Below are 2,257 nucleotides of genomic sequence, written 5' to 3'. Positions count from 1 at the left end.
GACCTTGGTTAATGTGCGCGCAGTTATTGAAAAAGAACTACCGCGCGGAACAATCCGCACAATGGGCGCGGCAGCGCTGTGACTGGACCGGGAACAGAGACATTTGACTATCTCAGTCCTGCCACGCACGCTCCGAGTCCTGCATCCTGGGCGTTCTCACTGCGCCGATGGATGAACGCCCGGCTATGCGCCAGGGTTCTATGCAGCGTTACCTGCGCTGCGGCAGATGGCCACACCCACGCTGCCGGCAGCCAGGATGAACGCGCACACTGCGCTTGCGATGGCTCTCTTCGCCCTCAACATCGCGCCCCCTCGGATAGATGATCCGAACGACTGCAACATAGTCCCCTGGCTGGCCACGCACCAGACCTGGATAGGACCACATTTCCCCGGGTACGCCCCCGGTCTCTGCTGTATGACCTGCCATGTCGATCGGGCGAGGGCTCGACTCCGACGATCTCGGCGATGGTCGGATGGAGATCCAGCGTGTTGTACGTGAAGTGGTCGACGACCGCCCCACGGCGTGTGCCATTGTCGAGCAGCCACTCGCGTTCCTGGGTGCACTGCAAGCCGCACTCGGCACGACGGGAGGCCGACCAATGAGCACGAGAAGTCCTGGATCTCTGTACCGGGACCGTCGTCAGTCCATCCCTCATACGCGATCACATCGAGGTTCTCAATGCCGAGACCGGCGATCGTCAGCATGGCATCATGCGGCCTGCCATCGCTGGGGCTGGGTCCCGACGGCGAGGTGGCATCAACGGTACGTCCGGCTCTCGGAGGGTGTGACGTCGTACCTTACGATCACAGCGTGCGCGAGACGTTGCGGGTTGGCGCTTGCCAAACGACGGAGATCTTAGGCGACATCGGATCAGCGCTGGTGTGCATCGAAGACTTCGCGACGGACGCCGACACACGAGGCGTCGATCTGCTCCTGTTCGCGGAGTGCTTCCTGCAGGGCTATCTCGTCGAGGAACAGCACATGCGCAAGCACGCGCTCGATCTCGGCTCCCCCAGGTTCGGCACGATTCTGCGGCGGCTGGAACGGATCAAGCCGACGCTCGTGTTCGGTGTCATCGAGCAGGACGGCCAGAGGTACTTCAACACCGCGGTCGTCGTCACCCGCGGCCGGCTCATAGGCGCCTATCGCAAGACTCATCTTGTGCCTGGCGAGTCGTTATTCAACGACGGTGACACCTACCCCACCTTCGACCTGCAAGGCGTCAGGTTCGGCGTCAACATCTGCTACGACACTCAGTTCGCCGAAGCGTCGGCCCCGGTCGCAACCCAGGGCGCACAGCTTCTCCTCGTCCCAGCGCAGAACATGATGCGCCGGGCAGCCGCGATCCACTGGAAGGACCTGCACAACACCATCCGGGCCGAACGAGTGCGAGAGACCGGGATGTGGCTGGTGTCCGCAGACGTCACCGGCGAACGCGACGAACATCGCATCGGCCTCGGTCCCACCAGCATCATCAACCCGCAGGCTGAGGTTGTCGCGCAGGTACCGCTCATGACGACGGGCATGGTCATCGCCGACATCAGCTGACTCCCCACAAAGAATGTCACATCGTAGCCCGGAGATGGGCTTCCAGGGCGCTCGCTGTGAGTGCACGTCTGCAAGGGATCTGGCGGGGTCGCCGGTGAAAGTCGGTTGACACTCTCGCGTGCCGTGCCAGAGAGTACGTAGCGTGATTTGAGCCTGACGCCTGCTTGCTGCCGACATCCCTTCGTGTCGCAGCATGTCGCCTCCACCGATGAGCGGACGACCGATGGGTCGTCCCGCTGTATGGCCATCCCTGCAGGTGGCGTTCGGTATTCGCTCGAGATCGAGATCACACATATGGCTTCCAGCGTCATTCCTCAGTCTTGGGGTGCCCAGCTTCGCGATGTCGGCGGTGCCGTCGCGTTTGTCACGAAGCAGTCCTTTAAGTCGGATCCCTTGTCGGCCAGTGGCGTCGCGCTTCTTACGGTCATCTTGGCGCTTCTTCCCCCTGCCCAGGTCGTCGCTACCGCGGCCCTTATCGACGGGCTCCGCCTCGGCCAGGGCCTTGACGGCATGGTGTGGCCGTTGACCATGGTCGTCGTCGTGGTTGCGCTGTCCGGTCCCCTCTCAGCGGCCCGGACTGCCCTGGCCGAACGCTCGATGCTCAGCACGGAAGTCGACCTTCAATCGCGGCTGGCCGGCATCGTCGCCAACATGCCGCCCTCCCGGCTGGCCAACGCGAAGGTCGCCGCAGAAGTCGAAGGGCACAGC

Annotated in this window: 2 protein-coding genes; both read left to right on the top strand. The window is 63.1% G+C overall.

Going from position 1 to position 2,257, the window contains the following annotated elements:
• The first annotated feature begins 811 nt into the window (after nt 1-811).
• On the top strand, nt 812-1,549 hold the full coding sequence (locus ELR45_RS32020; protein ID WP_205857688.1) for a carbon-nitrogen hydrolase family protein: 738 nt from the start codon (nt 812-814) through the stop codon (nt 1,547-1,549).
• A 294-nt stretch (nt 1,550-1,843) separates the two neighbouring features.
• A partial coding sequence (locus ELR45_RS36150; protein ID WP_165368289.1) for a hypothetical protein occupies nt 1,844-2,257 on the top strand: 414 nt, incomplete at its 3' end.

The organism is Phytoactinopolyspora endophytica (genome assembly GCF_004138495.1).
In the GTDB taxonomy this organism is placed as follows: domain Bacteria; phylum Actinomycetota; class Actinomycetes; order Jiangellales; family Jiangellaceae; genus Phytoactinopolyspora; species Phytoactinopolyspora endophytica.
The sequence above is the reverse complement of the archived record's forward strand: the minus strand, read 5'-3'. Positions and strand labels throughout refer to the sequence as shown.